This window comes from Capnocytophaga sp. oral taxon 335 str. F0486 (assembly GCF_000277665.1).
GTDB classification, from domain to species: domain Bacteria; phylum Bacteroidota; class Bacteroidia; order Flavobacteriales; family Flavobacteriaceae; genus Capnocytophaga; species Capnocytophaga ochracea.
The window spans coordinates 20714-28991 of sequence record NZ_AKFR01000002.1 but is presented as its reverse complement, the minus strand read 5'-3'; the positions used below and the strand labels follow the sequence as shown (position 1 = coordinate 28991).

The following is an 8278-nucleotide window of genomic DNA, read 5'->3' as shown; positions in this document are numbered from 1 at the left end:
TAAGCAACTTGTTGCTAAAATCCGTGCACTTTTGTTCTATAATATTGAAATCAATCGGGGTCTAAATCCGTACAATCCGTGTAATCTGTGCGAGAGTTTAAAGTAGCGATCAGAGGGCCCCTTAGAGGCAAAACCTCTGAAAAATAAAAGTAAATTACTACTTAAAATTGCAATTATTAGTGGAACTTACATACTTCTGATTCAAATTCACAGATAGTGTCTTTAACAAGGTGCTTTTCTACAAAATTGCAACACCCGGACTTTACATTTCCTTTATCTTACCATCGCCTTGCCTTCATCATTCGCCTCTCGTCCTTCGTCATTTGTTCCTTTTTCCGTCGCTACCTTCCCCTTCTCCGAGGTAGCCAGCAATAGCTGGGTATGTGCACCGCGAGAACGGAGTATGTGTAAGGTGAGAGGTTTCTTTTGATTTTCCGTCACCACACTCCCCCTCTCCTTGGGAGAGGGACGGGGTGAGGATTCTTTTTCTTTCGCCTCGAACCCCGTTTACCTTTTGCATCACCTTCCTATACCAATCTTCCAAGATTCGCATAAGCTTCCTATAAGCTCTCTATAAGCTAACACCACCCATCTTACAGCCTTTTCTCATCAAAAATCCTCCCAACTCACTTTTTATATTTTTCGTTTTCCTCCGATAACTCAGACCAGTCCGATTTGTCTGACAAGTCAGACCCATCAAAAAACTATTTTTATCACTACTCATTTTCTCATTTTCTCATTTGCTAATTTCCAAATTTTCTACCCGCCATACGGCTCGCACTTATTTTATCAACTGAATCGCTAATACCGCCTCTATGGTTGTAAAATAAAAAGAAGGTAATAAGATGAAGAGCATTTCGTGTAAAGGAGAAGAACTTACAGTTTTTACCAGTGGAAGTGAGAGAATTACTACGGCTACAAATCGCAATACAAAGCCCGCCATAAAAGCAAAAGCAGTGTGTTGTTTGCGCCTTTTGTTTACAATGAAGATAATACTAAATAAGAAGAAAGATAAACCACAATGGAAGATGAGCAAGGTATTTAGCGAATAGTATAAACTAATGCCCTCTGTGTTTACGCAATAATTATATAGCCAAAAGAGTCCTACCCCTCCGGCAATAAGCAATAATAAATATTTTACAAACAGAAGTATGTTACTCTTCATCGCTCATCTGTTGGGCTTTCTTAATTACTGAATACATAGCCCCAAATACCCCAAAAAGCGAACATACCACTGTCCATAGAGAGTACTCATTAGGAAATTTACCGTCTAACCAAACACCAAAAAAGCTACAAATGGCTATTACCATAGCCATTTGTAGCCCTATTTGTGAAAAGGTAATCCACTTATTTAGGTGGTTGTTTTTCGGCTGTAAGTGGTGCTTGTGGTTTTTCATTGATGGTAAAGCTGTTTTTGCCTCCTTTCATCGAGCAAGAAACGTTAAATACCGCTCCTGGTTCTATAGAAAGCTTATCTACGTACACTTCGCCTTCTACAACTGCAGTAGATTTTAAACTTAAAATACTACTCACTTTGAGGGTACCTGTTATTTTACCTTCAATATCGGCGTTTTCGCAAATCACAGTGCCTTTTATCACACCGGTTCTGCCTACTACTAATTTACCTGAAGTTTGGAAAGTTCCTTCCACTTCACCATCAATTCTAAAATCAGATTTTGAATTGATTTCTCCTTTGAATTTTGTTTCAGTAACAATACGGTTGCTACTTCCTGTGGGATTTTCTGCTGCCATAATAATCTTTTTATTATCTCTCTCTTTATTAAATATAGCCATTTGTATTTCTATTTAAAATACAGCCCCAAAAGTACAATAAATATTTTAAAACTGCAATTTTTTTAATAATTCTTTTTTTATTATTTTTCTTAATAAATTGTTTCTTAATAGTTTAAGCTAATTAGTATATAAGAAAAAACTCTGGTAAAATTCAAGAATTACCAGAGTTTACTTCTTTTTATATTTGTTCTTTAATTAAATGCGTAGGCAGCCCCATTACGTTGTTATAAGAGCCTTCAATAGTGGTAACTCCTATATGTCCTATCCACTCCTGTATACCATAAGCTCCTGCTTTGTCAAATGGCTGATAGTGATTGATGTAATAGGTTATTTCGTCGTCGGAAAGCTCTTTAAAGGTTACTTTCGTAATACAGTGTTCCGTTATTTGCTTTTCATTAGTAGTAAAACATATAGAGGTAATTACCTCGTGAGTCTTCCCCGAGAGCGAACGCAACATTGCAAAGGCTTCGGTAGTGTCTTTGGGTTTACCAAGGGCTTTACCTTCGTGCCACACAATAGTATCAGAGGTGAGAAGCACACAATCCGTAGGTATTTCAGCCGCAAAGGGCGTAGCTTTCAGCTGGGCGAGATAGTCGGTGATTTGCTCTCGCTTTAAGTGTTTAGGGTAGGTTTCGTCTATGGGTCTAAGAACTACCTCATAAGGGATATCTAATTCTTTCAGGAACTGCTGACGGCGCGGTGAGCCTGAAGCTAATATAATTTTCTTCATTATCGGTTGATGGTAAAAGGCAATCCGCTATAAGGCTTCATATATTCGTCTTCAAGACTCTTTTCGAGCATTTGTTTTTCGAGGTCGCAGCGGTATACTTCACCTTTTAGGTATTTTTCAATCATTAGTGAGGCGATGGGAGCAGCTACTCGTGCTCCGTAATACCCGTTTTCCACAAATACGGCAATAGCAATCTTAGGGTCTTCTATGGGGGCAAAAGCTACAAATATAGAGTGGTCAGTAAGTTGCATACGCTTGCCATTCACTTTTATAAAGTTTTCGGCGGTACCTGTTTTAGCAGCGATATTAATACCTTCAATTTGGGTACGGCGTGCAGTACCTTGCTCATATGCCATATTCATACCTCTAATCACAGGTTCAAAGTTCTTAGGGGCTATTGTAGTGTGCTTAGCAACGGTATACTCTTGAAATGGAGTAATTTTATTATCTATTTTTTTTACGATATGAGGGGTATAGTAATAACCTCTATTAGCGATAGCTGCCATAACATTAGCAAGCTGTATAGGAGTGGTGAGCAGTTCTCCTTGCCCAATAGCGTTAGAGATATTGGTTGTACCATTCCAGCGACCTTTACCATATTGTTTGTCATACAAAGCAGTATTAGGTACTTTCCCTGCACGTCCCGTCGGTAGGTCAGCACCTAAAAAGCTTCCCAATCCAAAACTTCGTACGTGAGCATTCCACTTGTCCATACCCACTGCCGAAGTGGTTTTCATATCAATAGCACGCTTATAGGTATTTGCAAAATAAGAGTTACAAGAAAAAGCTATCCCGTGTAATAAGTCATTAGAACTGCGCCCGCAGTGGCAACGCATTATACGCCCTCCAAAACGATAACCTCCTCCACAGCTGAATACACTACCTGGTGTTATCACACCTTCCTGTAAGCCTATTAGTGCGTTTATTACTTTAAATGGCGACCCTGGTGGGTATTCTGCTAATAGTGTGCGGTCGTAAAGAGGTTTAGCAATCGAATCGTTATAAAGGGCTGTGTAGTTTTTAGAACGTTCACGTCCTACCAACAGAGCAGGGTCAAAAGTAGGTGCTGATATCAATGCGAGAATCTCACCTGTTTTAGGTTCTATAGCTACAATTCCGCCGTGTTTGTGTTGCATCAGCATTTCGCCATAGGCTTGCAAGTTGATGTCTATGGTTAGTTGCAAAGGTTGCCCAGTGATAGGCAAAGTATCCATTGCGCCATTTTTATAACGTTCAATGGCAGCGTTGTGTTTGTCTTTTTGGAAGAATTGTACACCTTTTTTACCTCGTAAGAATTCCTCGTATTGTTTTTCTACCCCACTGCGACCTATCAGTTCACCAGCTAAGTAATAAGGGTTCTTTTTTAGTTCCCATTCATTTACCTCGCTGATATATCCCAATACATTTCCCGCATTGTGAGTGAGGTAACTGCGGAGCATTCGCTTCTGTATATAAAATCCTTGAAACTTGCGCAACTTTTCTTGTAGTACAGCATAATCGTCTTTGGAGAGCTGGTGCACGATTACCGAAGGTTTTTTGCGTGAGTAATCACTTGCTTTTATGAGTCGTTCCCTAAACTCTTCTTTACTGATTTCAAGGAGTCCACAAAGCTCTAAGGTATCGAGAGTTTTCACCTCACTGGGCACAACCATCACGTCATAGGCAGGTTGGTTCGATACTAATAGTTCTCCATTACGGTCGTAAATATATCCGCGTTCGGGGTAATCGTATACCGTTTCAATAGCAATGTTGTCAATTCCTGTATTTTCCTCGTGAAATATTACTTGTAAGAAGAATAACCGTACTAAGAACACCACTGCCACAAAAAGAATAATAATGGGCAACAGATATTTTCTCATTTCTTATTTTTACTAAACAGATAGATGAATAGCAAACAAACGATGATAGTGAAGATAGATGCTCCTACAATCTTTGCTAATGTAAGAAACAAGTGATTGAAGTTAAAGACTTCTAAGAAATAAAACAGTGTGTGATGCACTACCACCATCAAGGTTGTATAGCTAAAAATCTTAGAAAACGGATAAGCGAGCAAATCCAATTCTTGATACTCAAAATTCTTGCCAAATACTGTTAGTAGTATCGGATTACGCAAATAAGCTATAAGTACACTACTGGCAGCGTGCAACCCTCCCGTATTAGAAAAAATGTCTATACACAACCCTATTAAAAATGCCGCTACCAATGAAGGCATTCTGTTTTCACGATAGGGTAATAACAGTATAAACACTATGTAAACCATCGGATTTACATAGCCCCAATACTCCACATTGTTGAAGATGAGTACCTGCAACAACACTAAGAATACAAATAAATATACATTTCTTACTACTGGGTGACTCATTTTGGGTTCTGTTTTTCTAAGTCAGAAACGGCTGCTCTATCTCTATCTTCAATAATATACACATATTCAAGGTTCGACATATCAGCAAATAGCTTTACATCAATGATATACGTATTATCCTTTTTGCTCTTTTCAAAATGAACTATCCTGCCAATAGGAATTCCCTTAGGGAATATGTTCGACATACCCCCTGTTACAATCGTGTCTCCATTCTGTATAGGGGCTATATTAGGTACTTCTAACAGCTGTACTTTATTCACCTCTCTGGTATCCCAACGCAATGAACCAAAGTGTTGTGTGCGCTTCACCATTGCATTCAGTGCCGACCTAGTATTCAGTACACTTTGTACAGTAGCAAACCTCTCCGAAGTATTCTCTATTATTCCCACAACTCCCTGTGGCGAGAGCACTCCCATATCTTGCTTTACACCGTCTTTCGTACCTTTGTCGATAGTGAGGTAGTTGTTTTTTAAACGGAAACTATTTTTTATCACATTTGCTTTAAGTACCTTGTATTTCAGTGAATCGGTAGTGGGGAATGACACTGAATCTACAAGAGATATATTGCGGATTTGCTGTTCCATCCGTAAGAGTTGTGAGCGCAGAACTCTATTCTCCTCAGTAAGGGTTTCGTTCTGACCGCGTAAGCTAAAATATTGTGCCCAATAGTCTGTGAAACTGTAAAGCCTACCCGACACTGCATTCGCTGAGTTTATGTAAGCACTCTGAGGATAATAATTGCTGTTAAAAACCAAACCAATAGCGCATAAGAACAGTGCGAGGAACACAAAAAAGTCCCTCGACCTCATAAAGAATTGAATGATTTGGTTCATACCTCTTGTTTCTTATCTCTTACCTCTATCTATCTTTACTTTAATAAAATACTTCTGAATTTGTTAATATTTTTTAGAGTGATACCTGTTCCACGTACTACGGCACGCAAAGGGTCTTCGGCTACGTATACAGGGAGGTCAGTTTTCATAGAAATACGTTTGTCTAACCCTCGCAACATCGATCCACCACCTGCCATATAGATACCTGTATTATAGATATCGGCAGCCAATTCAGGAGGCGTTTGCGAAAGTGTCTCCATTATAGCATCTTCTATACGAAGAATAGATTTATCCAGTGCTTTCACCATTTCGCGGTAGGATACTTGCACTTGCTTAGGTTTACCGGTGAGCAGGTCACGCCCTTGTACCATAATATCATCTGGTGGGGCATCGAGGTCTTCAGTAGCAGCTCCTACGGTCATCTTAATGTTTTCTGCAGTACTTTCCCCTACGTAAAGGTTATGTTGCGTACGCATATAGTGCACAATATCCGAGTTGAAAATATCCCCTGCAATTTTTACCGACTTGTCGCATACAATACCCCCTAAGGCAATCACCGCAATCTCGGTAGTACCCCCACCTATGTCGATAATCATATTACCCTTAGGTTGCATAATGTCAAGCCCTATACCAATAGCCGCTGCCATCGGTTCGTGTACGAGGTAAATATCCTTACCGTTCACACGTTCGCACGACTCGCGTACCGCACGCGTTTCCACCTCGGTAATTCCTGAGGGGATACAAACTACCATACGCAACGAAGGCGAGAAAAAGCGTTTGCGCAACGCAGGTATACTTTTAATAAGCATTCCTATCATCTGTTCCGAAGCGTCAAAGTCGGCAATTACCCCGTCTTTTAGCGGACGAACAGTGGTGATATTAGGGTGTGTTTTCCCTTGCATTAGCCGTGCTTCTCTACCTACGGCTATAATTCTTCTGGTTGTCCTATCTATTGCTACAATCGATGGACTATCAATCACTACCCTGTCATTGTGAATAATGAGGGTGTTCGCAGTACCCAAATCAATGGCTATTTCTTCTGTCAAGAAATCAAAAAAACCCATATTATTTTTCTTTCTATTATATATTTACCTTATAAATCAGTTATTTAAGTGTTTTGTAGACACTACTTTTTGCGGGTGCAATTTTACGATTTTTTTTTGACCTACACAAATATTCTTACACTTTTTCTAAAAACTTTATGGCTAACTGCCTCTTATCTTGCTGTTTATCAGTTCATATGAATTTCTATTTAATAATGTCTATTCGATATAATATAACATCTTTTGGCTATACGTAAAACTAATTTCTAATCTCGCATAGCGTTCTACAATAGCTCACCGACTTTTGAGTAAGCTCCGAGCCCCTATCCTTATCCATTACTCATTCCCTTTTCTTTCGCCTCGAAACCCTGTTTTTAGCATTTTTAGCGCTGTTGTATTATATTATTAATCAATTATTTATATACCCTTTCTATACCAATCGTCCAAGATTCGTATAAGCTTCCTATAAGCTCTCTATAAGCTAACCCCACCCAAATTACAGCCCATTTTTTACCTTTCATCTGAATCACCTCTTCCGAACTCTTCCGATACCTTCCGAATCCTCCTAACAACTCAAATACATTGCTTTTGCGGTATACACTTTGCTAAAGTTTTGCCTGTGCGGCTCGCACCTTTGCCAAAGTTAATCCCCTCCGCTAGCACTTTTCTTGATTCCTCATTTTCTCATTTTCTCATTTCCTCATTTTCTCATTTCCTCATTTTCTCATTTCCTCATTTTCTCATTTTCTCATTCTCTCATTTCCTCATTTTCTCATTTTCTCATTTCCTCATTCTCTAATTTTCTCATTTTCCCATTTTCTCATTTCCTCATTTTCTCATTTCCTCATTTTCCCATTTTCTCATTTTCTCATTTTCTCATTTCCAAATTCTCCTATCTCATTGTTTTTAAGTATTTATCATTAGATAGTTGTATTTTTTTAAGATAAAAACGCATCAAGGCATTGCAGTTTGCTTTTTGTTTTATATCTTTGTAGCGTTAAAAAGAGACAAAAATGAACGATTTTCTTAACACTCAGGAATCCCGAAAGAACAATCGCACTAAAAACATTATTGGAGTAATAGTGGGTGTGGTGTCTTTTATTGTGGTATTTTTAGCAGCATTTTTTACGACGCGCTATCTCACAAGCTCCTTCTTTTCAAAAGCTAAAAACGATTTAGTTACCGATGAAATGAAGAATCAAGTAGCCGAAATGAACCAGCAGTTGCCACAAATAATAGAAGAGGGGGTGCGCTTAGATAGTATTGCCCTAAAAGGGGAAAAAACTATGGGGTATTATGCAACCCTTTTTAATTTCGATTCCGAAGGGGTAGAGTTCGACGCATCAGCAGCTAAGGAAGCTATTGTACAAAACCTAAAAAGCAATCGCGGAAAGATGCGCTTTTTCATTGATAACAATATAACACTGTACTATTATTACTACGATAAAAATAAAAAAGTTGTAACCGAAATAGAAATAGCCCCATCACTCTACAAATAACTAACGATTAAAAACTA

The 8278-nt window shown here is 38.8% G+C and carries 10 protein-coding genes; 1 reads left to right on the top strand and 9 read right to left on the bottom strand.

Going from position 1 to position 8278, the window contains the following annotated elements:
- Window positions 1–273: 273 nt before the first annotated feature.
- The 9 genes from HMPREF1320_RS11435 to HMPREF1320_RS00230 all read right to left on the bottom strand — a co-directional run bounded on the left by HMPREF1320_RS11435 (window position 274) and on the right by HMPREF1320_RS00230 (window position 6783).
- Window positions 274–444, bottom strand: coding sequence for a hypothetical protein (locus tag HMPREF1320_RS11435; protein ID WP_157446746.1), 171 nt, complete (start codon window positions 442–444; stop codon window positions 274–276).
- Window positions 445–781: 337 nt separating this feature from the next.
- Window positions 782–1165, bottom strand: a complete 384-nt coding sequence (locus HMPREF1320_RS00265) for a hypothetical protein (RefSeq protein WP_051018404.1) — start codon at window positions 1163–1165, stop codon at window positions 782–784.
- The gene (locus tag HMPREF1320_RS00260) at window positions 1155–1397 is read right to left on the bottom strand and encodes an AtpZ/AtpI family protein (protein ID WP_083835334.1); all 243 of its coding nucleotides are present in this window, start codon (window positions 1395–1397) and stop codon (window positions 1155–1157) included. Before HMPREF1320_RS00260 ends, HMPREF1320_RS00265 begins: the two co-directional genes overlap by 11 nt.
- Window positions 1348–1794 (bottom strand): polymer-forming cytoskeletal protein, encoded by a 447-nt coding sequence (locus HMPREF1320_RS00255; RefSeq protein WP_002675467.1) that lies wholly within the window; start codon window positions 1792–1794, stop codon window positions 1348–1350. The genes HMPREF1320_RS00260 and HMPREF1320_RS00255 overlap by 50 nt, the downstream gene beginning before the upstream one ends.
- 178 nt (window positions 1795–1972) lie before the next feature.
- Window positions 1973–2524: a Maf-like protein gene (locus tag HMPREF1320_RS00250; protein ID WP_009417012.1), complete on the bottom strand. Its 552-nt coding sequence runs from the start codon at window positions 2522–2524 to the stop codon at window positions 1973–1975.
- Window positions 2524–4383 (bottom strand): penicillin-binding protein 2, encoded by a 1860-nt coding sequence (gene mrdA / locus HMPREF1320_RS00245; RefSeq protein WP_002675470.1) that lies wholly within the window; start codon window positions 4381–4383, stop codon window positions 2524–2526. The genes HMPREF1320_RS00250 and mrdA overlap by 1 nt, the downstream gene beginning before the upstream one ends.
- Window positions 4380–4886 (bottom strand): rod shape-determining protein MreD, encoded by a 507-nt coding sequence (gene mreD / locus HMPREF1320_RS00240; RefSeq protein WP_009411304.1) that lies wholly within the window; start codon window positions 4884–4886, stop codon window positions 4380–4382. The genes mrdA and mreD overlap by 4 nt, the downstream gene beginning before the upstream one ends.
- Window positions 4883–5719, bottom strand: a complete 837-nt coding sequence (gene mreC, locus HMPREF1320_RS00235) for a rod shape-determining protein MreC (protein ID WP_034553675.1) — start codon at window positions 5717–5719, stop codon at window positions 4883–4885. Before mreC ends, mreD begins: the two co-directional genes overlap by 4 nt.
- Before the next feature lie 35 nt (window positions 5720–5754).
- Window positions 5755–6783, bottom strand: coding sequence for a rod shape-determining protein (locus tag HMPREF1320_RS00230; protein ID WP_002675473.1), 1029 nt, complete (start codon window positions 6781–6783; stop codon window positions 5755–5757).
- A gap of 992 nt (window positions 6784–7775) precedes the next feature.
- Between HMPREF1320_RS00230 and HMPREF1320_RS00225 the strand changes: the two genes are divergently transcribed.
- The gene (locus HMPREF1320_RS00225) at window positions 7776–8261 is read left to right on the top strand and encodes a hypothetical protein (protein ID WP_009417004.1); all 486 of its coding nucleotides are present in this window, start codon (window positions 7776–7778) and stop codon (window positions 8259–8261) included.
- Window positions 8262–8278: the final 17 nt, after the last annotated feature.